The sequence below is a fragment of the Pseudoalteromonas sp. H71 genome, from assembly GCF_001468485.1.
Classification (GTDB): Bacteria; Pseudomonadota; Gammaproteobacteria; order Enterobacterales; family Alteromonadaceae; genus Pseudoalteromonas.
Genome location: NZ_LODI01000044.1, coordinates 77,641 through 98,351, shown reverse-complemented (window position 1 = coordinate 98,351; position 20,711 = coordinate 77,641). Strand labels below are relative to the sequence as shown.

Sequence of the window (20,711 nt, the reverse complement as noted above, 5' to 3'; positions counted from 1 at the left end):
GCAATTTCTAGCAGGCAAACGCATGTATCAATTAAAAATAAACGATTTATCTGAACAAGAATTTTTAACCCATTTTTGGCAAAAAAAGCCGCTTTTGATCAAACAAGGGTTTAGTCACTTTGAAGATCCACTTGATGCAAACGAACTTGCTGGCTTAGCCATGGAAGACTCTATTGAGTCGCGTATTGTTACTAATCACAACAACGATTGGCAAACTCATCAAGGACCTTTTGAAGACTTTGAAGTCCTTACAGAGCAAAATTCAACGTTATTAGTACAAGCAGTTGATCACTGGCATTCTGATGCAGCTTTGCTGCTAGAGCCCTTTAGATTTATTCCTAACTGGCGCATTGATGATTTAATGATCAGCTTTTCTACCCCTAATGGGGGTGTTGGCCCGCATTTAGATCAATACGATGTTTTCATTATTCAAGGTGAAGGAAAACGTCATTGGCGAGTAGGCCTACCCGACCCAACGCTTAAGCAATTTGCTCAAAATAAAAAACTATTACAAGTTGAAGCCTTTGAAGCAGTCATAGACTGTATTTTAGAGACCGGTGATATTTTGTATATACCGCCAGGCTGCCCGCATGAAGGCTACGCAGTTGAAAATGCACTTAATTACTCTGTGGGATTTAGAGCACCAAATGAGCAAGATTTACTTTCAAGCTTTGCCGATCATATTATTGATACTGAAAGTGGTCAAACGCGCTACACCGATCATAATTTAGTAAGCAGAGCCTCTAAAGGTGAACTTAACAACGCTGAAGTAGAAAAAGTTAAACACCTTATGGCGTCAATGCTAGAAAATAACGATTTATTTAAGCAGTGGCTTGGCAAAACCTTAAGCCAACCAAAGCATGAAATGGACTTAGCACCAGTAGAGCCTGCTTTTACCCAAGAGCAAATACTAAAAGAATTGGCAGAGCCAGAAACTATTTTTGAACGAGTAGGTGGCACACGTGCAATTTATCAGCTGTGTGATAATGAACTTCTTGTCAGTGTGAATGGTGAAAATTTTACACTGCCTCTCGAGGACTTAGCAGCAGTAAAATTACTGACCGACGAGACTGAGTTTAAGACTAACGAAATGGTTAAAACAAAAAACAGCCTAGTTTTTGTTCAAATGTTTACTACACTTGTTAATGAAGGTATTTGGTTTAACACAAACCAAGAGTAACAAGTAGGAGGCCATTGTGGGTTATCGAGTAACTAAAGTTGAATGGGATCGACAAAAAGATCAGTTACAACAAATAAGGGAGCGCGTTTTTGTTTATGAGCTGCACATACCTAAACGCGTTGAATTTGATAACTACGATAAATTAGCTTTGCATGTACTTGTAACAGACGATACCCGTTGTCCTGTAGCTACTGCACGATTATGTGATGACGGCTTAATTAGTCGCTTAGCTGTACTGCCTGATCACAGAAACCGAAAGGTATATTGCTCATTACTCAATTACATTTTTGATTTGGCTACAGAGCAAGGCATTGAGTCTATTAGCGTTAACTGTGTATTACACGAAGTTGAACGCTTTATACGTAATGGATTTATAAAGCAAGGCAACGTATTTATGGAAGCGGGTATACCTAGGCAAAGGCTTAAATGCCCAGTTAGGTGTGCAGATACAACACCTTTTACGTTAGTTCATTAATTGAATTGTAAGGGTAATCGACAATCGATTACCCTTTTTTGATTATTTTGGTTCGTGAGCCCAAAGCTTATCGTTATCGTATAACTCGTATAGACCATGCGCTCTTTTCACTAATAAGTTAGCAAAATCTGCCTGTGTTTTATCACGTGCGCCCGTACTCATTATCTGGTCTGCTTTTAGCTGCCATTGCAGCGAAAAATAACGCATAGCATCACGTGCATCTGATGCCGCCCCCACTTCAGCATGATCTGTTGGTAATTGGCCTGTAACAACCCAATAGGTTTTTCCATTTTGCGCTTTAAATTTCCACATAGCGCAAATAGGCGCTAAAAAACGGCTGTCTTGCTCAACTACCGACTTAGGCATAATGCCTTTTTCTGCTAAATATTTTTGTGCTGTTTGAAAACATCCACGTTGCCATGCAACACGTTGTTGTTCGGCTAAAGCTTGCTCTTCAGGTGTTAATTGTTTTTGTTGTTGTTCCATTGTAATGACCTTATTACTTCTTTTTAAACACTGTAAGGTCTTAGTAAATAAGGTGCAAGCATAAAACAGGCTGCTTGCACTTTAAAAACTCTGACTGCTTTGTTTTTATACAAATTGCTATTTTATATTATGGTCAAACGAACCAACATCACCTGGAAATACGACTGGCGACTCAAAACCATCATGACTTACTGATGATACGCCAAAGTAGTAATTATCTATTACAACGTTTTCAAGTGTGAAATCAGAAACATTACCCACGTATTTACTAAACTGCCATTGCGGTTCGCTTGTGTAACGCCAGTATATTTTGTAACCGGCAACGGTATCATCATTACTTTTTCGCCACGAAAAGGAAGTACTGGCTTTAACCGCGCCTGTAATTTTAACGTCTTTTGGAGGGGATGGAGCCCATGCCATAGATGCCATAGTCACTGCGTTAAGTGATGTTAATTTTGCTGCATAATCAAAATCAACACCGTCAATTGTATCTCCGTATGTAATGCCATTTTCTGTGCGTAAGTCTTGGTGTTGGCGATCATAATGCTCATTGGTTTCCATTATACGCACCGCTGCAAACCCGGCATCATTAAATGGTCTATGGTGTCCGCCTCGTGCAAACCTGTCTAATCTGTAAACAAGCATTGTGTCTAGGTTGGGTATATATCTATCTGCAACGGTATCAATATAACGCGCTAGATTTCTACTCGCAGAATCAACCTCACCACCTGTAAACCGGCGAGTACGAGCTTGCGCTTTTGTTTCAACAACACGTGTACCTTCTGAAAAAATACGTGCAGTCGTATTATCGGTCACACCGTTTATGCCCGTAATATTGCCTATCATGTCATTATTTAAAACACCATGTACTTGCCAGTTATTCTTTTGAGCGTACGCTGTTAAAATTTTACCACCAAATAACCCCTGCTCTTCTCCCGATAACGCGGCGTAAACTACAGAGCCATTAAATTTATATTTACTCAATACCCGAGCTGCTTCAATAACTCCAGCGACCCCAGATGCATTATCATTTGCACCCGGTGAGTCACTAGTAAAGTCCATGACATCGCTGACACGTGAATCTATATCACCCGACATCATCACCATACGATTTGGCTCTGTGCTTCCACGTTGAATAGCAACAATATTGACTACCTCAACTGGGTTAGGGATACGTTTTTCACCAGATATAGTGTCCGATACCTCAATAATTTCTAGGCAACCACCACATTGCGCTGATATTTTTTCAAACTCGGCTTTAATCCAACGTCGTGCGGCGCCAATACCTCGCGTGTCAGATTTAGTTTCTGAAAGTGTATGACGTGTACCAAAGTCCACCAGCGTTTGAATATCACTACCAATTCGCTCAGCTGATACGTTTGCAGCAATATCATGTAATTTCTGTTGGTCTTTGTATTGCACCTCAGCCGCACTAGCTCCGCTCGATACTGAGCAAGCAAGCGCAAGCGCGCTTACCTTTAATAATTTTATTGATGGTTTAAGCATATATGTCGCTCCTTATTGTTATTGGTTCACAATTACCTATGTATTTGTATATCGCAATTGATTTGAGGTAAATACGAAAATAAGTACGCTAAAGCGCAGTAAAGAAGGGTTCTAATTCGAGTTCAATATAAAAATAGTTGCCATGATTATAAAGTAAGGGATCAAACCAAATATCCACAGCTTTAGCCCTAAGGTATAATGTTTAATAACTTTTTTGTTCACCCTTTTGCGAACTCTGACTTTATAATCAGAGGCGTTACCAATTACTAAATTCATCCCCCCTATAATAAGCGCTAAATAAAGTGCACTAGATACTATTAAATTATGTCTTAATGAATCTGTCAGTATTTTTGCATAGTCAAAACAAAAAATAAGAGCAAATATCCCTATATAAACAGATAAGACCATACCGATGAGTACACTCGCTTTGTAACCCGTATGCGTGTTTTTTGGATCCACTTTTTTCAGCCACTGAGCACACACAAAATGTACAGCGCAAATAAACGATCTCATCTTCTATCCTTGAATTAATGAGTAAGTTGGATATTGTTATAACTTATAAAACGGTCATGCAAACCCACACTTAATAATACCGAAGCTGAAAACACAAACAAAATTACAAAAACAACACAGGCCAGCCCTACGCTATTTTGTGAGCTAGTAATAAAAAATTTTATACATAAAGCCAAACCAACACTAAATATTGCAAATTTGTTGAAAACAAAGTAGCTAGGTATCTCAAATGCCCATAATGACGTTTCATTTATAAATTGTTTGTAACCATAAAATACAAAGGCAATAGCACCAACTAAAGCCACTGTCAAAGTAATGAGCGTGACCTCTAAAGCCATATTTTTGTGAATAAGCAAATAACCAAGTCGAGTTGAATAAATAAAAATAGCGAGCCAAACTACCAATACAGGGCCTAAAATTAATCCCATTTTTCTTTCCTTGAATGTATTAAATGATTTAATTTAAACCAAAATACTACACGGTTAAGCAAATCAATAAACTTAAAACCGAATAACTTAAGTAAACTTTTTATTTTCGTGCCAAACTAATAAACGAAGACTCTGGATAATAAATCAATTTCGAGCAACTATTGCCTGTAAGTTCGCCTTGTTTTTATTAAAGGTCCTAGGCTTGGAAAGTTTAATTATCATCATGATTTGATAAGTTAGTAAATCACTTAATCAGAATTCCAATTTAGTCATCATTTAAAATAGTAAAAGTATGCGCCAGTTAAAAAATGAAACGCTAAAATGTAACCTTGTGCAGTTTAAGCAAACGGCGCTAGGTCCTATCTATGTTTATGAAAACTCGCAATACCGTTGGTTAACACTTGATGAAAAACGTGAGCAAGATGCTGTTATTCAGGGTGTAATGAGCCAAAGTAGTCCAGAGCGCGTCTTAGTACCTGTTAATCAAAGCATGCTACTTTTTTTATTAAAGTCAGTAACCAATCTCAAAATGCTAAATTTAGGACTGGGAACGGCGGGAGTAGAGCGCGCTATATACTACTTGCTTAATAAAAAACAACTTATAAAAAATCTACATACTTTTAATACCATTGAAATTAACCCTGATGTGGTTGAAATTGCACATACACATTTTAAATTGCCAAAAACACACTCTGTATTTATACAATCAGCTGAGCAATTTATTCAGCAATGTGAAATTAAATACGATGTGATCACCATCGACATATTCAGTGGAGAGCATCACCAGCCCTTTTTAAATAATGCTCTTTTTTGGCAAAATATGACGCACTGTTGTCATTCAAATAGCCAAATAACACTCAACATAAACCCTAAAACAGCTCAAGAGTTACACCTGTTACTGGCCATGTTAAGAAAGTACTTTAAAGCAATCGCGCTTGTTGAATTTAATGAGTATAAAAATATAGTTATTGTTTTAAGCCCCAGTTCGTTAAAACACATTAGCGTTGATGAAATTCAAAATTCTGCAGTTTTTGAGCACCTTGCACCCAATTTATATAAAGATATTAACCATATTTATCACATTGAATCGCAGTAATTAGCGACCTGGCTCATGCTTTTCATAGCAAGGCAAACTGGTTTCTAACTGCTCCCAATTCGCTTTTGAAGTAACAAAATTATGAGATAACGGTTTTTCTGTAATATCTGTATCCAGTAAACCTAACCGAATACGAATACGGCTAATATCACTGCTGTTTGCGCTATAAATAGGCGAACCGCAGCAGGTGCAAAAATACCGTGTTCTACCAGGTTTAAACGAATAACCACTTAATGAGTCTTGCCCTTGAGTAATTAAAAACTCATCTGCATTTACAAAACCATTTGTAGCAAATGCCGTCCCGCTGTTTTTTCTACACAAAGAGCAGTGGCAGTGAATAATACTGGTAATATTACCTGTAATTTTTACGTTTACTTTTCCACACAAACAAGCGCCTGAATACATAATATTTCCTTATTAATTTCTTAAAAATAAATACATACGCATGTTAACTATAAAGTTATTTAATATGAATAAGTTTCAGTAATTTACTGCGAACACGTCAAATCTTATATTATTTTTACCTATATTTAATCCTGTCAAATTATTTTGATTTACAATTAGGTTATTATTGGTTATAAAGTAAATGCAATTTGGTAATAACAAATTAAAACCACCCAACTAAATCTTATTACCAATATAAATTTACTTCTGTTTATGCTGTCAATACCAATTACATAAAGAGCAAACAATGCGCTATAAAAACGGTCTTCTACTAATGGGGTTAACCTCGTTAGTGGCATGTAGTCAAAATCACCAACACTCTTCCACGTCTCAATGGTTGTTGATCGATAATTTTGAAACGCAAACGTTAACATGGCAAAAAGCTGATACAGACAATCAAACCAATCCATACGTACCCTACCCACAAGTGACAAAAATATCGCAAGAGGCTGAATCCTCAAATCATTATTTGTTAAAAAAACCAGCCGCCGAAGGTATTTTTGGCAACCGAAAAGCACTCAGCTTTACCAAACTGCCAAAAGTAGTAGAAGTTGGTGAAACTTACACGTTTTTTACACGTATAAATGTAGAAACATTTCCTAATAACCATGCTTTTGGATTAAGTAATCTGCAACCAAATGAAATAAAAAAGCAGGGTTACAACGCGTTTGAACCCACGTTGCGTGTAACAGATAAAGCCGAGTCGAATGGGTTTAAAAACAACGGTACGTTAATGGTTAAAACAGACAATGGCTACAGCAATATACAAAACTACAAAGCCGCTCAATCAGCACAGCCACTCAATACAAATCAATGGTACAGCATTTGGTATGTGGTTAATAACGCGCCTACAAAAATGCAAGGCCAACAATATAATGTGTATGTTCAAGGTGGGGAGTTTACAACTCAAACACTGGTATATAAAAATGCAAAATTTAGAATGAAACGCGAACAACCACTTATTTACTTTTTAGCAAACGCAAACACCGGACCGGCTAAAAAGCCCTATGGCAACGGTGGGTTAAAATACGACGACTTATATATGAGCCGAGGCATAAACCTTTCGAACCCTGTTAGGTAAAATAGCCTACCTAAGTAATGATTAACCTGAGTTCAGGTTAGTGAACACAAAACTGCATTTAAAAATACTTAAATGGTATGATACCCCATATTATTTGCTATTTAAGTTTTTAAAATGTATCGATTATTTGAAAGAATGACCAACGCATTTCCTGAGGAAAAACCCACTCAGCCGCCTTCTACTTTATTTGCGTTTTGCCGCCATTACACCAAGGGCATGGAACTCTCACTAGTACTTATGTCGATAAGTGCGGCGCTCTTGGCTATTTTAGAAGTTTCGTTATTTAGTTATATGGGCCAATTAGTAGATTGGCTAAGTACGCATACACCTCAAACCCTGTTTGTAGAACAAAAGTCTGAACTTATCAAAATGGCTATTATGCTGTTAGTCGTTTTGCCCATAGTGGTTTTTTTTCATGCAGCCATCTTGCATCAGGCCTTACTGGGCAATTACCCTATGTCAATTCGTTGGTCGGCGCATCGATATTTACTTCGCCAAAGTGTGAGTTTTTACCAAAATGAATTTGCTGGACGAATAGCCACCAAAGTCATGCAAACGTCTTTAGCGGTTCGCGAAGCAGTAATGAAGTTGCTTGATGTACTTATGTACATAGTGGTTTACTTTGGCGCAATGGTGTTTTTAGTGGCTGAAGCTGACTGGCGCTTAATGATCCCATTGCTTGTATGGCTTGCGTTGTATGCTTCAATACAGGTTTACTTTGTTCCTAAACTTAAAAAAATAGCCAGTTCACAAGCCGACGCCCGCTCAGAAATGACGGGCCGTATTGTTGATAGCTATACAAACATTTCAACTATTAAACTTTTTTCGTACACCCAGCGGGAAGAGCAATATGCTAAACAAAGCATGGATGTATTTTTACAACCTGTGTACAAACAAATGCGTTTAGTAACCAGCCTTAACTTTGCAATTAATACGCTAAACTACTTATTGGTGTTTAGTGTTGCCGCATTATCACTTTATTTATGGTCATTAAGTGCAATTAGCACTGGCGCCATAGCTGTTGCAGTGAGTTTATCGCTTAGATTAAATGGCATGGCGCAATGGATCATGTGGGAAATAAGTAGCCTATTTGAAAACATTGGCACCGCCACCGATGGTATGAAAACGCTTTCAAACCCAATAAAAGTAGACGATAAACCTAATGCAAACACCCTTGAAGTAACACAAGGAAGCATTGAGTTTCAAAATATCCACTTTAATTATGGCAAAGCCGCTAACGAAACCCACCGCGGACCGGTAATGAACGGGTTAAATCTCAACATAAAACCAGGTGAAAAAATAGGGTTAGTTGGACGTTCTGGCGCGGGTAAATCAACGCTTGTTAATCTACTACTTCGCTTTTACGATACCGACTCTGGATGCATAAAAATTGATGGGCAAAATATTACTGACGTAAGTCAAGAAAGCCTTCGTCGTTACATTGCTATGGTAACTCAAGACACCTCACTACTTCACCGCTCAGTAAAAGACAATATTTTATATGGCCGCCCCGATGCCACCGAAGCCGAAATGTTAAACGCAGCAAAGCAAGCTAAAGCCCTAGAGTTTATTAATGACTTAGAAGATTCAAAAGGCAACAAAGGGTTTAATGCACAAGTAGGAGAACGTGGTGTCACGCTATCGGGCGGTCAACGCCAACGTATTGCCATTGCACGTGTGTTACTTAAAAATGCCCCTATTCTTATTTTAGACGAAGCAACCAGTGCACTTGACTCAGAAGTTGAAGCGGCTATTCAAGCAAGTCTGGATGATTTAATGACAGGCAAAACGGTAATTGCTATTGCGCACAGGCTGTCTACCATTGCTCAAATGGATAGACTCATCGTGTTGGATAATGGTGGCGTAGTTGAGCAAGGCTCGCACGATGAACTGATTGCTCAAGGTGGAATATATGCAGGCCTTTGGGCACATCAAACCGGCGGGTTTATTGGGGTGGAGTAGCTGTAAATATAACACGACGTTATAGCACTTTAGCTATAACGTCGTGGTTTACTTATTAAGCAATTAACCGTAAACCTATTAATACCAACATGACAATGTTGGCAATAAAACTGATTAAAAAGAAATAAGTACGTGGGCTTGGATTTTTCTCTGTTGCTATAACGTAATAAAGCACCATATGAACTATACGAGCAACAACATACACCCATACACACAGTGCAAAAGCAGCACTTTGGTAGTTAATTACAAATGCAAATAACACCGTACCAATAAACAAAGCGCTGTTTTCTAATGTATTTTGAAAGGTACGATGCGCTCTAAATATAAAGCTACCGTGCGATAAATCGTCACTAATTTTACCCGGCACTGCACCGGGTTCTTTAGCTTTACTAAATGTTGCTACCCCCCACTGCACCACCAGCATAATTAAGTAAAAATAAAACCCTAAATAAGCAGATAAAGAAACTTCCGTCATTGTTAAATCCTTTATTATTAAAACTAAGTAATTAAAGCTGCAATACTTTTTGCAAAATGAATACCAAATATAAATTCAATTTATTCAGCACCTTGTAATAAATTAAAAATCACTTTTGTAATAAATACATATTATTATGTGCCTTTTTACAACGGTTTTTTAAGTTCTGAGGCTTAAAGTAATACACACAACACCATGATCGGTCGTTAAGTCATCTCGCTCGTATTCTGGGTTAATTAAATGCCTGTCGTAGGTAGTATGGTCGCTGACCTCAAAAAAACTATCGTCGTAACTTGAATCAAACTCACAAGACAGCAAAATATAATCGAGCACTGAGCTGCTTGTACCAAAGTAATGCGTTGGCTTACGCGTTAAAGGCGCTTGTTTGGCAATATTATTATCACTATTGGTATTAGTATTGATATTAGTATTGGCTAGTTCAGCATCATCTATCGAAATAGCTAATTTTTCAAATAACGCCCACGAGTCATACAAACAATATTTAGCAAGGTAGGCTTTGGCATCCAGTGCGGGCGCAAACCTGAGTGTATTTGTCAGTAAATGGCTAAGCACACCATCGGTTAGGTCGTTGTTAAAATCCCCCATTAATACCATAGGGTATTGAGTTGCTTCTCGTCGGGTGATCATTTGTATCATAAGTAAAGTCGCTTCGCTGCCGCGCTGTATAGTAGAGCCCCAGCCACCTGCTACATTCGCTTTTAATATTTCGATTATGTTTTGCTCGGGCGTAAGTGCTTTAGTGTGCTCATCAGTCTCAATCATGCCTCGCTTAGATTTAAAGTGCACAACATAACAATCAGTGTTCCCTAAATGCGGTAAAGTAATTGTGGCTCTTAGTACCTTTCGGCTAAATAAAAATGCTTCTGTTAAACCAAGTGAGCATGCAAGTTCTTTATCATGCTCTACAGCTATAACATCAACAATCGGGTATTTAGAGGCGATGCCGACGACTGGGTGCTTAAAAATAAAATCATCTATAACATGGGGTTTATCAACTACAGCAAAGTGCTCGTAACCTTGGTTTAGCATTAATTCTTTAAGCGACTCAATGCTAAATATTTCCTGAAAACCAATTACATCGGGCTGCTGCTCCTTTATGTATTCAGTTATCCATCGTTGTTTTCTTACCCATTGCTCAGCGGTGTATATGCGTTCAAATTCATAATAGGCGTTAGGTGGCTCAAGGTAGTTAAATAAATTAAAGGTTGTTATTTTTACTTCTTGATTATTAATTGAATATTCCTTCAAATTATCAGTCGTCTATATATTTTCCGTTATAATTGTCGCACTGCCTGTATTTTTATTACTAGTAACTCAGAGCAATCAATTTATATCTTTGTAAGGGCAGCGGAGTAAGATTATTTGTCAGTAGATAATAAAAAAGATCGCAACTCAATACAAACCTAGCGAAATTTTTATTTATAAATGGTTTGCGTATTCATTGCAATCAGTTAGTAATTTATACCTGCTATCCTTTTATCAAAACTCTACAATAACTCTCACGCGATCAGCATATAAACCAGGTGATGGGAACCTATCTTCTACCAATGTTTCAACTAAAAATTGATAAGCTTGGTTATTGCCAATGCCTACCCCTGCTACACTGGCGCCTACATCAGGACCAATAGCAGTATTACCATCGGTCGCAGAGATTTTATAAGCAATGCTTTCACCGCCAAATACCATATTACGGTTGCCATTAGTAAAGTTATCACCACCGTCAACAAAGTACTGATAACTTAATTGTTTTGTACAGTTGACATCAAAAGGCAAAATAGCACTATGTAAATCACCTAAATAAGATACGGTGCCTAATGAAACATCCGATGTTTGTACGCTACAACTAGCAGTAACATCGAGTTGAACATTAACAACTACACTAGCAGACCCTTCATCTCTTCCAAGACATATACCCGATAAACCAATTCCAGAGCAATAATCCCACTGCCAAAATATTGTAATTGAATCGCTATACGACCCAACACCGACATTCGAAGTCCCTGTTGATAAATAGATTGGAATCGTACCATCGTCTCCAAACAAACCAAGCAAGTCTAATAAGTTAAACGAACCAAAGCTAACGGTTTCGTTCAGGGTAAATGGATCTGTTCGCTCTGCTGCTGTATAGAGGGTGTAAGGGATCGCATCGCCATTAGTTGCAGTTAGTTGGAAATCAGCAGCAACTAATGTGGCATCAATTTCACTAAAGTCTAATAGGTTAACAAAACCCGAACAAGCAAAGTCAGAACTAAATGATGTTTCAACTACCCCAGTCGATATTGAGTTTGAATTAAAGGTACCCAAGTTTTGGTTGCTATTTCCCCCAACAACGCAATCCGCTAATGCCGTTTCACAGGTCATGACCATTATAGCGCCACAGCAAAGTTTAGATATGGTATTCATACTGATTCTCCTCGGGTCGAAATACGTACTAATCTATTCGATTTATTTGTTACATCTAAGCTTTGTTGCTTAAGTTGCTTATTGACCTGACAAATAACTGTTACCTTATTGCGATGATGTTCACACTCTTGATATGCCATTGATATGGTTTGTTTGCTTATTGATTGAACATTTTGCAGATTAGGCATCACCGTCGTTGGCTTTTGAGCTAGATATGATGAGGTAAAATGTTTTTTAACAATTAAACCAGCACAAATATTTGATGTTCCATCACCTTGTGTTGTCAACGACGGTTTAGCATTATTTGAAAAGTGCTCGTCTAAATAAAAGTCATCTTTGTGCTGCTTATTTTTTAGCTCTGTAGAGTTATTAAAATCATTACTACCTTGTAAAGGTGTAATTGATTTTTTAACTGATAATGTGTCCTTCAAAGGCGTATCTTTTAAAGGCAAGTCATCAGTATATTCCTCTGTTTCTAACTCTACAGGCTCAGCCACACTGCGCTTAGTTTCAGTTTTTGGTGCTTTACGTGCTTCTTTGTCCCCAATAGCTTCAGACTGCTGCACAGCTGTTGGTAATAAGCTTTCTTTGCACTGCAGCGGCCCAATAATCGCTTTTTGATGATTGACTTGGTCATAACTAAAGGACACAGTACATTGCTTGTTGCTCCACGTTAATACCATTTGGTTTGTGTCTTGTAGCGCTTGTGGATAAATTTCTCCATTGTGCGATACGGTATGCGATTGCTCCGCATTTATTACTGCATTCGCTCCTGCAGGGATTGGTTGACCTCGACTATCCTTTACAATCACAGTCGCCATAAATGTCTTTTTCTCACATTTGACTGGCCCAATAACGGGAATATCGGTACTTTGTTTGTAATAACTAAACTCTGCTGAACATTCTTGGCCCGCCCAGTTAACTGTTACTATATTTTGTGCTAATAATCCACTGAGGGTAAGTTCTCCATTAAGCCCGACCACAAAGGGAGCAGCTTGATCATTAATAATCGCTAAACTGCCAGCAGGGATTGGTAACTCGTTAGCATCAATAAGTAGTACTATGGCGTCCGATGCTTCAGCTGAGCAAGTGAGAGGGCCAATAACTGGCACGTCTTCACTCTCCTTAATATAAGGGAACTCTAAAACACACTGTTTATCATCCCACGTAAGTATTAATGTATTGTTGTCTTGGAGCTTTTCTAAATACAGCTCGCCGTCCCATCCTACGAAGTTATCGCCCTGCTCTTCATTTAAGCTAGCAGTTGCGCCAACCGGGATCGGTCGACCGCTCTCATCGTTGAGGATAATAATAGCTGCTTTAGTTTGATAAAGCTGAAAATCTATGTCAATACCATGATTTTCAGCTGCCATAATTTGTACTCTATCGTTAACTACATTGGTATCTATTGGTAAAGTTTTAGTGCTGATACTGACATTGACTGGGTTATATGATGCAAGCCCTGTCACAAGCAAAACCCCTTCTTCATCAGACTTTCCTACTACCTGATTCTCTACCAGTACCGGTACATCTTTAATTCCACCAGTTGAAACAACAGCAAAAGTATCAGCAACACGATTCCCCATTAATAAGCGGTTTTTAGAGAGCACCAATGAACCAGACAACTGCCCCCAATAACCACTTGATCCTCCACGGTTGTAATAGCCTGAACTCAGCTCTACTTTATCGGTACGCCAACTGCCATTTGCAGATAGATCACTTGAACCAATAACATTACTCACAGCACCTTTAAAACCACGATTCCCAACACGTGACATTGAAGCTGAAGCCACGGTTCGGTTTTTAGTCCGTCTATTTTGTACGTGATTGATACTGGCTCTTAAACGTTGGCCAAAAGGAATGGATAGGTTTAAACCTACACTGAGATCTTTTGTATTAAGGTCCAAATTAACATTGGCCGACAGAGATGATTCTCCTATTGACTGGTTGTAAAAACCTGACAGTAGTTGTCGGTTTTCATTATCAAACTTTTCAATATCAAAATAACCAATCCCCAACGATACTCCATTAGCGAATGAATATGCCGTATTGACTTGCGCTTCTCGCTTGATTGGTGAGATAGCTTGGCTGGTACCAATATCGCTATAACCTGCTTGCTGCTGCTTTACTTTAGCCGAAAGCCCCCAGTTATCTGCCTGAAAGCGATATCCTGCAGAGCCTAACCAACCGCTATTGTCCTTACCTTTACCATGGGCTAGAGCAAATGAAAATACCCCTGCATTACCATAAGTGAAGTCAGTGCCTATACCTAAGTTATAAACATATTTATTAAGTTCAGTATGACTGAAAATGGTAAGATTGTTTGTTAAGCCATAGCGAATATCAGCTATACCTGTAAGATTTGTATCGTAATCAAACGACTTTATACCGAAGTTCTTTCTCAGCATACCTAAGTTTAAATCGTAATCGTAAATCCCTTTTTTCAATAGTTCAGGGGCAACGTAAAATTGCAGGTCGCGAGTTACTGCTTGGCCATTGATGTCGGTGGTAACAATACTTGCACTAGCAAAGCCATTTACCCTAGGCTCGCTGTCGAGAATGAAGTTCCCAGGATCTACATTACCGCTAAACATTTTGTAGTTATTGACGAAAACTTCAACATCAGAGGGTAATACGGCACTGCCAACAAACTCAGGGTATGGGTAACTAACAAATTGTGGATTTAGCTCAAACCGGCGAGATAACTTTAATCCCCCCATTCGAACCTGCCTGGCCAAAGGGCTACCGCTCGTAAGAAGGTCTCCGACTCGCCAAAAACGCATTTTTTCTTCGTCATTATATTGCCAAAAACTATCGTAACGGGTCATCCCCTCTGAAACAGAGGTGTTACTAGAACTATTCCACTCTTTACGCAAATTTGCCGTAGTTTCGAAAATACCCAATTCAGAAAATGCTCGCCATTGCTGCAAAATATCAGTGGTCGCAGAACCTGATTCATAGTTTCGATAATATATATCGTAATTTAATAATGCTCCGCGAGATTTAGTGATCGCAAGCGTGTTTTTTCTTTTGCTTGTGATAACTTGATCTGGAAACAAATCTGCGTCAGCCGTGAGGTATAATCGTTGTTTTTCATAACTGTATTTACAGCTTATAGATTGTAAACCACAATAATCGACTTTACCCTTCAATTCACTCGCATAATCAGCAAGCAGTGAATCCCCAAGTACATCATCAGTACTCCAAAAATGATTATTTTTGTTTTCAAACTGTACTAACTCACTCACTGGTTTACCATTTAGATACACGTCTAAAAATAGCGTTTCAGCAGATGAGGTTGAGGAGTAGAAAGCGCCGACACCAAGCATTAATTTTACTAATATATACATGGCTATTTCCTAAATGCTTCAATCTCCACATCAACACCATTTATTTCTGCAGACAAAATTGAAGTGTTAGCTAGCGCAACCGATGGGATGTCGAAGCTATGTTGACTATTTGCAGGGGTATAACCAAGTAAACCACTGAAAATAAATGTTTCTTTACCATTTTCGTCAGCAAAGCGTAATTTTGAGATTCTGGCATGTCCATTAGTTTGGTTTTTAAAAGTTATTTGATTAGTAAGGCTATTGTGTGAATAACTTAATGCGCGGTTCCATATGCTTTTCAATTGAATAAGGTTGTTAGTGCGAGATACTGATAGATCAGGTCCACCTATAAAGAGCGGTAAAGCGTAGCGTAATTGAAGTAACAGACCCTGATCTGATGCGCTACTGGCATCTGGAATTTCATCTAAAAACACACGGTACAAACGTTCTTTATCTATATTACTCACCGGGCCTGTATTTACTATCCGCACAACTTGTTGCTTTCCTGGAAAAATATTAACAGATGCAGGGCTAACAATAACTTTAGGCTTTGGCTTTGTTTTGTCGTTATCCCAATTGCGTACTCTAATTTGGATTTTCATAGGGGAATTGCTATTATTTTGTAATTTTAACAAGGCAGCTCTCTCGCCTGGAGGAATATCGATGTTGACAGGTGAAATTAATAACTCTCCCGCATGAAGCGTTATAGGTTTAAACAACAAAATTACACCGAGTAAAAAAATTAGGCTAATGCTCTTCATGATGCTTCTCCTTAGAAAATGAGTACAACTTCGATATTATCATTGTAAATTCCCGCTGAAGGGGTAACTGGTTGAGGCGATATTGATGCGAAGATAGGTAACCATTCAAATAAGCCACTTGCATTTCCGCTAACAGCATTTGCATCGTCCCAAATTTGAGACCGCCCAGCGTCTTGATAAAGTTGATAAGGGATTAACTCCCCAGTAGAACTATTCAATAATTTTCTGTTGCTACTGTCTGTAGCATTTAATCCGTTACCTAGCTCGATTCGATAACTTAGATTTGGTGAACAACGAAAGCCAATAGAACCACTACCTTCATTAGATGTAGCTTGTGCACCGTAAGCTAAGCTACTGTATTCGCCAAAACTTATAACTCCAAATGAAGTTGCACCACTGCCATTGTCCAACACACATCCTTGCTCAATTTGAATACTAATCTCGCTAGTATCTTCAGATTGAGCCGCCAGTAAGGTCATTGGTGTGATAGCAAGCAGCACGAGCAGTATGTTTGTAGTCATACTTCTATCCTCACAGTGATGAAATTTTGCGACATATTTCAGAGCTGTGTGGCGCAGTTTTGAATTACCACGCAATAGTCATACGCACGGTATCTAAGTAAGTACCTGCGGCTGGTGTGGTTTGACCTGCTAGTACACGACCATAAATGGTAAGAGGTTGTGAAGTCCCCGTTCCGGATAGCGCTAGTGATTCAGCGCCTTCACCCCAACGTACTGACCGAGCAGCATCTTGATAGAGCTCATAATCAACAAATGCTCCACCAGATTCAACACGACGTTGACCAGTCAAAGGGTTTGAACCATCATCTAGTGACACACTATATGAAAGGTCAGCATTACAGGTCAGCTCTATACTGCCTGCACCTGCAGCCCCTGTTGACTCAGTATCAATAAATAAATCAAGGTTGCTTTGCTCTCCAAAATCTACAGATGCAAATTTATTAATCCCAGCGCCTGTGTCTGCAGCTCCATTTATAGCGCAGCCTTGACCTATGATTAGTGAAACATCAACATCGCCACGAATCTCGTTGGCAAAAGAAGAACTAATGCTGATTGTTGAAGCTGCTAATGTAATGATTGCTAAATTTAATTTTTTCATAATCCACCTCAGTGTTTTTCGTAAGTTTTACTTTAGGTTTATTCTTTAAGAGCAGTATTAGTGCCAACCTGGTTAAAAATCAAACTATTAAATTACAATAAGTTAAAAACATTCTATTTCGGTAATTTTATTTTTTATTCAATTGATTTGCAAAATGCAATTCAACTATTGCATTTTGCGAATTCAACAGTACAAAAATAAACCAACACATTATCTTGTTACGAATGAGAATCTAGCGATACGGAAGTTTGTTAAAATTATGAGTATTTCGAGCGAGATAAAAGATGTTTTTAAGCAAAATTTTTAAATTAAGTATTATATAAGAATCTAAGTAGGCAGCGCTTACAGATAAATAAGCTTTAATGCATATGTGTTAATTTTTTTGTAAAAACGCACCATCACCTCTTTAAATTTATATATAAGTTGGTATGCTACGCGACCTTTTTTAACATATGGTTATCAAACAAAGGCATAGCCAAGGGGCGGCTAACGCTACAAGGCACTTACTATAAGTGGCAGCAATATTACATGCATCACGTTAAAAACGTTATGTGTAACTTTAAATAGCAATATACAAAAGTACTATTAAGGTCAAACTATGCGATTAGGTCCAGGATTACTCGTCACTGCAGCCTTTATTGGGCCAGGCACAATCACCACTGCCAGTGTGGCAGGCGCCAATTTTGGTTTTGCCCTTATATGGACATTACTATTTTCAGTTATTGCTACTATATTACTGCAATCTATGGCTGCACGACTGGGTGTTGCCACAGGGCAAGATTTAGCGCAGGCACTGAGAGCTAATATTCAAACACCGTTATTTAAATTGTTAGCTATATTTTTGGTTATCAGCGCTATTGGTGTTGGCAGTGCAGCATACGAAGCGGGCAATTTAAGCGGCGCGAGTATGGGGTTAATAGGTATATTTCCAAACGTTAACCCGCAAATATGGACCCCTCTAATCGCTTTTTTAAGTGCAGTATTACTTTATAGCGGCAAACACAAAGTAATAGAAAACGCATTAATAGTATTAGTGATTTTAATGAGCTTAGTGTTTATATCTACACTGATTATGGCTGCCCCTTCGCTAAATGATGTATTTTCAGGCTTTATGCCTAGCTTGCCCGAAGGTTCAATAACAACGGTACTAGCACTCGTTGGCACCACCATAGTACCTTATAACTTATTTTTACACTCTGGCGTTTTAGCAGCCAAGCACGATAGTAAAAGCGATTTACAAAAAGTAATAAAGCAAACCAATGTTGATACCGGATTATCAATTACCTTAGGCGGTGTGATCACATTAGCTATTTTGTCTACCGCATCGGTCGCATTTTATGGCACAGAGGCAGGGCAAATCAGCGCAGCAAACATGGCTGTACAACTAGAGCCCCTGTTAGGTGATGCAGCCCATTACTTTTTTGCTATTGGCTTGTTTGCAGCAGGGTTAACAAGCGCCATTACAGCGCCCCTTGCTGGCGCTTATGCGGTATGTGGTATGTTAGGTTGGTCAAACAACATGGCTAGTACTCACTTTAAAAGCGTGGCGATTATTATTTTATTGTTTGGTGCAGGCGTAGCATCGCTTGGGCTAGACCCTGTCGCGGTTATAATATTCGCGCAAGCAGCTAACGGTTTATTACTGCCTGTTATTACTATTTACTTAGTGTGGTTGGTGAATCAAAAATCAGTGATGGGGCAATTTACAAACTCCATTTTTTTAAATTTGATTACTCTTCCTGTTTTAATACTTATTTTTGGCTTAAGTAGCTACAAACTTATCGGTTTAATTTTTAACTAAATGCCAAAAAATCATATTTAAAAGCCGCTGTTTACTAAAAATAGCGGCTGTTGCTTATTAACAAAACAGTTAATTTTTTTTAGTACTTTTAGCATCTTTTATCAGCTGTGCAAACGTATAGCCTCCAACCGCACCAGCAAGCAACTGTAAGTAAAATCCCCAACCTCTCGCGCCAGCAATTATGGTTATATTCATAATTGATTCAATAGCAATGAGCGCGGTCGCAAAAGCAGCTATACCCGCTATAACAAAAAGCCCGGCATAATGACCTTTTAATTTTTTATTAATAAACCAGGTTACAAAAAAAGCAACAATAAGTGCAACAGCAATAATAGCGCCGTACGTAGGAAGTAAACCTAACCAATCGTCGAATGTTAAATTAACACGATCGGCAAACCCCACCACTACACCTACATTAACTAATTGATTGACAACGTATTGGCTATGAAACAAGCTAGCAAGCGTAAACGTAAGTAACCAAGCAACTAAAAATGAAGGGAGTATACGTGTTAAAAACAACATGGTTATCTCAACTTAAACAAAATAATTTTTCTTACAGTAGCAAAGGCTTGCACCTTAAACAATCTATCTCACTTTTTATACTATGCGTGCTCTTTGCGTTTAACGTTAATGCAAACAATGAATTACCTCAAAAACAATATAAAACGCAAACATTAGCTACACAGCTAAACTCACCGTGGAGCATGGTGCAACTACCAAATGGCACGTGGTTAGTAACCGAGCGTGATGGCCATGTAGTGATCATTAAAAACAACCAACAAAGCAAAGTAAAATTACCTCTTGAAGGGTTATATGTTGCAGGCCAAGGTGGTTTACTCGACATAGTACTCACGCCTAATTTTGCTGAATCCAAGGAGCTTATATTTACGTATGCCCAAGGCAGTCTTGAAGCAAACAGGCTCGTTATTGCCAAAGCTAGGTTTGATGGTACACGCTTTTCGGTACCAAAAGTTATTTATAAAGTCGCCACCGATAAGGGTACACCTCAGCATTACTCTGGCCGCGCCCTCTTTCTCCCCGATAGCACTTTACTTTTTTCAAGTGGCGACGGTTTTGACTACCGCGAGCAAGCACAAGTTATAACCAGCCAGTTAGGTAAAGTGCTACGAATTAATTTAAATGGTACTATTCCAACCGATAATCCGTTTATCAAACATGAAAACTCTACCGCGCATGCCATTTATTCACTCGGCCATCGGAACTTACAAGGTTTAGTGTATGATTACGATGCACAGCAAATTGTCAGTCATGAACACGGTCCCGCAGGCGGTGACGAGCTGAACTATTTAACAGCTGGAACTAATTATGGGTGGCCGGTAATTACAAACGGTGACGATTACTCACAAGCACGTATTTCCCCGTTTAGAGACTACCCCGGAATGGCTAAACCAAGCGTAGATTGGACGCCATCAATCGCCCCATCAGGCATGGCGTATTATGGCTCTAAGCATGCAGCCTTCCCTTCACTGCAACGTCACGTACTTATTACTACACTGGTCGATAAAAAGCTCTACAGTGTTAATTTAGTGAATGGTAAATACACCCAGTCACATGTATTTCCAGAAGCAACAGGCAGGCTAAGAGATGTGTTTGTTACAGCTAAAGGTAAT

20 protein-coding genes are annotated in these 20,711 nt (G+C 38.7%); 7 read left to right on the top strand and 13 right to left on the bottom strand.

Annotated elements, in window-relative coordinates:
• Positions 1-22 precede the first annotated feature (22 nt).
• Complete coding sequence (locus ATS71_RS14855; protein WP_058405527.1) at positions 23-1,180, top strand: cupin domain-containing protein; 1,158 nt, start codon at positions 23-25, stop codon at positions 1,178-1,180.
• A gap of 16 nt (positions 1,181-1,196) precedes the next feature.
• A complete protein-coding gene (locus ATS71_RS14850; RefSeq protein ID WP_058405526.1) occupies positions 1,197-1,655 on the top strand; it encodes a GNAT family N-acetyltransferase in 459 nt (152 codons plus the stop codon).
• A 42-nt stretch (positions 1,656-1,697) separates the two neighbouring features.
• On the opposite strand, the gene ATS71_RS14845 is transcribed toward ATS71_RS14850, so the two are convergent.
• The 4 genes from ATS71_RS14845 to ATS71_RS14830 form a co-directional block, all read right to left on the bottom strand.
• The gene (locus tag ATS71_RS14845; RefSeq protein ID WP_058405525.1) at positions 1,698-2,141 is read right to left on the bottom strand and encodes a DUF4826 family protein; all 444 of its coding nucleotides are present in this window, start codon (positions 2,139-2,141) and stop codon (positions 1,698-1,700) included.
• A 117-nt stretch (positions 2,142-2,258) separates the two neighbouring features.
• Positions 2,259-3,647 carry a M28 family metallopeptidase gene (locus tag ATS71_RS14840; protein ID WP_058405524.1) on the bottom strand — a complete coding sequence of 463 codons (1,389 nt, stop codon included), beginning with the start codon at positions 3,645-3,647 and terminating at the stop codon, positions 2,259-2,261.
• Between the two features lie 111 nt (positions 3,648-3,758).
• A complete protein-coding gene (locus tag ATS71_RS14835; protein WP_058405523.1) occupies positions 3,759-4,160 on the bottom strand; it encodes a hypothetical protein in 402 nt (133 codons plus the stop codon).
• Between the two features lie 14 nt (positions 4,161-4,174).
• Positions 4,175-4,588 carry a hypothetical protein gene (locus ATS71_RS14830; protein ID WP_058405522.1) on the bottom strand — a complete coding sequence of 138 codons (414 nt, stop codon included), beginning with the start codon at positions 4,586-4,588 and terminating at the stop codon, positions 4,175-4,177.
• Positions 4,589-4,880: 292 nt separating this feature from the next.
• On the opposite strand from ATS71_RS14830, the gene ATS71_RS14825 reads away from it, so the two are divergent.
• Positions 4,881-5,684, top strand: a complete 804-nt coding sequence (locus tag ATS71_RS14825; RefSeq protein WP_058405521.1) for a hypothetical protein — start codon at positions 4,881-4,883, stop codon at positions 5,682-5,684.
• Here ATS71_RS14825 and ATS71_RS14820 read toward each other — a convergent pair whose 3' ends face one another.
• A complete protein-coding gene (locus tag ATS71_RS14820) occupies positions 5,685-6,089 on the bottom strand; it encodes a GFA family protein (RefSeq protein WP_058405520.1) in 405 nt (134 codons plus the stop codon). It abuts the gene before it with no gap.
• Between the two features lie 286 nt (positions 6,090-6,375).
• Between ATS71_RS14820 and ATS71_RS14815 the strand changes: the two genes are divergently transcribed.
• Complete coding sequence (locus tag ATS71_RS14815) at positions 6,376-7,209, top strand: hypothetical protein (protein WP_058405519.1); 834 nt, start codon at positions 6,376-6,378, stop codon at positions 7,207-7,209.
• Positions 7,210-7,323: 114 nt separating this feature from the next.
• Positions 7,324-9,171 (top strand): ABC transporter ATP-binding protein, encoded by a 1,848-nt coding sequence (locus tag ATS71_RS14810; protein WP_058405518.1) that lies wholly within the window; start codon positions 7,324-7,326, stop codon positions 9,169-9,171.
• Between the two features lie 55 nt (positions 9,172-9,226).
• On the opposite strand, the gene ATS71_RS14805 is transcribed toward ATS71_RS14810, so the two are convergent.
• From ATS71_RS14805 to ATS71_RS14775, 7 genes are all read right to left on the bottom strand, one after another.
• Positions 9,227-9,646 (bottom strand): MAPEG family protein, encoded by a 420-nt coding sequence (locus tag ATS71_RS14805; RefSeq protein ID WP_058405517.1) that lies wholly within the window; start codon positions 9,644-9,646, stop codon positions 9,227-9,229.
• Positions 9,647-9,805: 159 nt separating this feature from the next.
• A complete protein-coding gene (locus ATS71_RS14800; RefSeq protein WP_235591506.1) occupies positions 9,806-10,915 on the bottom strand; it encodes an endonuclease/exonuclease/phosphatase family protein in 1,110 nt (369 codons plus the stop codon).
• Between the two features lie 231 nt (positions 10,916-11,146).
• Positions 11,147-12,070 carry a spore coat protein U domain-containing protein gene (locus ATS71_RS14795; RefSeq protein ID WP_058405516.1) on the bottom strand — a complete coding sequence of 308 codons (924 nt, stop codon included), beginning with the start codon at positions 12,068-12,070 and terminating at the stop codon, positions 11,147-11,149.
• Positions 12,067-15,420: a FimD/PapC C-terminal domain-containing protein gene (locus ATS71_RS14790; protein WP_058405515.1), complete on the bottom strand. Its 3,354-nt coding sequence runs from the start codon at positions 15,418-15,420 to the stop codon at positions 12,067-12,069. Before ATS71_RS14790 ends, ATS71_RS14795 begins: the two co-directional genes overlap by 4 nt.
• 2 nt (positions 15,421-15,422) lie before the next feature.
• Positions 15,423-16,160, bottom strand: coding sequence for a fimbrial biogenesis chaperone (locus tag ATS71_RS14785; protein ID WP_058405514.1), 738 nt, complete (start codon positions 16,158-16,160; stop codon positions 15,423-15,425).
• Between the two features lie 11 nt (positions 16,161-16,171).
• Positions 16,172-16,681, bottom strand: coding sequence for a Csu type fimbrial protein (locus ATS71_RS14780; RefSeq protein ID WP_058405513.1), 510 nt, complete (start codon positions 16,679-16,681; stop codon positions 16,172-16,174).
• A gap of 64 nt (positions 16,682-16,745) precedes the next feature.
• Positions 16,746-17,279, bottom strand: coding sequence for a Csu type fimbrial protein (locus ATS71_RS14775; RefSeq protein ID WP_058405512.1), 534 nt, complete (start codon positions 17,277-17,279; stop codon positions 16,746-16,748).
• Positions 17,280-17,877: 598 nt separating this feature from the next.
• Here ATS71_RS14775 and ATS71_RS14770 point away from each other — a divergent pair.
• On the top strand, positions 17,878-19,080 hold the full coding sequence (locus ATS71_RS14770; RefSeq protein WP_058405511.1) for an Nramp family divalent metal transporter: 1,203 nt from the start codon (positions 17,878-17,880) through the stop codon (positions 19,078-19,080).
• A gap of 69 nt (positions 19,081-19,149) precedes the next feature.
• Here ATS71_RS14770 and ATS71_RS14765 read toward each other — a convergent pair whose 3' ends face one another.
• Complete coding sequence (locus tag ATS71_RS14765) at positions 19,150-19,602, bottom strand: hypothetical protein (protein ID WP_058405510.1); 453 nt, start codon at positions 19,600-19,602, stop codon at positions 19,150-19,152.
• Here ATS71_RS14765 and ATS71_RS14760 point away from each other — a divergent pair.
• A partial coding sequence (locus ATS71_RS14760) for a PQQ-dependent sugar dehydrogenase (protein WP_235591505.1) occupies positions 19,587-20,711 on the top strand: 1,125 nt, incomplete at its 3' end. The two genes, ATS71_RS14765 and ATS71_RS14760, sit on opposite strands and share 16 nt — an antisense overlap.